The sequence below is a fragment of the Lutibacter sp. B1 genome (assembly GCF_012524075.1).
Classification (GTDB): domain Bacteria; phylum Bacteroidota; class Bacteroidia; order Flavobacteriales; family Flavobacteriaceae; genus Lutibacter.
In genome coordinates this window covers 1-1,320 of record NZ_JAAZUI010000096.1, presented here as the reverse complement: position 1 = coordinate 1,320, position 1,320 = coordinate 1, and the positions used below count along the sequence as shown (strand labels likewise).

The window sequence follows — 1,320 nt, the reverse complement described above, 5'->3', positions numbered from 1 at the left end:
AACGTGTTTGTATATGGTTTGTTGCGTGTTTTAAGCACCTAATTTAGTAAATAAAAACCGAATAGAAAATCCGCGAGGATTTTCGTAAGTAGGCTAGAACTAGCAATAAATTATATACGGTGTTGGCAACTGGCTTTATTCTTTACAATGTTTTTCTAATGCTTCTAAAACCATCCAATTATCATCTCCAAGTGACACAGCTTTTTTCAAATCCGCACAAATTTTAGTCAGTTCCGATTCTGGAATTTCAGTTTCTTTTGATGCGATTATTTGGATGTCTTTTGATTTTGATAAGGTTCGACCATTTCCAAGCTCATATTTTCGTAAAATTGCAAAAGCTCGGTTAGAATAAGCATTAGTAAAATACGGCTCAATCTCAAGAGTTTTATTGAAATCTTCTATTGCCTCATCAAACTGAAAATCATTTAATTTCATTGTGGCTCTTGCAAAATATCCGTCAGCCCAATTTGGTTCCAATTCCAATGCTTTATCTAATTTCTTTATTGCTCCTTTATAGTTTACTTGTTTGTACAATTCTTGAGACTCGTTGTAAAACCTGAAAAGTTTGTCATTTATTTTATCCTTTTGGTAAACACCATTTTTGTAGATGTTTTTTCCTTTTATTTCTCCTGTTGAGTAATACGAAACGGATTCTCCATCCATTTTTCCATTCACAAAGTTTGTCCGTTGTTTTAATTGTCTGTTTGGATGATACATTTCCCAAATTCCAATTTCCTTTCCGTTCTTAAAACTCCCTTTTTGCATTAAAGTTCCATCTTCATAAAATCTTTGCTCAAGTCCGTTTGAAATTCCGTTCTCGTATTCAATTTTGTCAGATATATTTCCACTTAAATGGTAGAGTAGGCGTTTACCTTTTAGTTTTCCGTTAAACAAAATTCCTTCGCCTTGTTTTTTTCCAGTTAGATAATAGTCAATAAATTTTCCTGAATATGGTATTGAACTATTTTTTAAATACCAAGTTCCATTTTTTTTGGTCATTAATTTAGTTGTCGGGATTGCTTTTATGCTATCAGGTCTTTTTACATATTCTTTTGTAAAAACATAAATAATTCCATCCAAATCTTTGTAGCCAGAAGATTCTATTACTTTTTTGTCTTTTACGACAACAACATTATCAATTTCGTTTTCCGTTAAAGTTCCAAATCCTTCTTTCGGTTCTTCTATTACAGGAATAGAATCGACAACATATAAAACATTTTCATTTGAGTTCTGACCAAAGCCAATTAAAGATGATATAGTCAGTAATAAAATCAGTATTTTGTTTTTCATTCGTAATTTTTTTAAGCTTGTTGCCAACGG

1 protein-coding gene is annotated in these 1,320 nt (G+C 31.4%); it reads right to left on the bottom strand.

The window, feature by feature from the left end; translation table 11 throughout:
- Positions 1-135: 135 nt before the first annotated feature.
- Positions 136-1,320: hypothetical protein (locus HGB55_RS15005; protein ID WP_371807831.1), on the bottom strand; the 1,185-nt coding region annotated here is incomplete at its 5' end.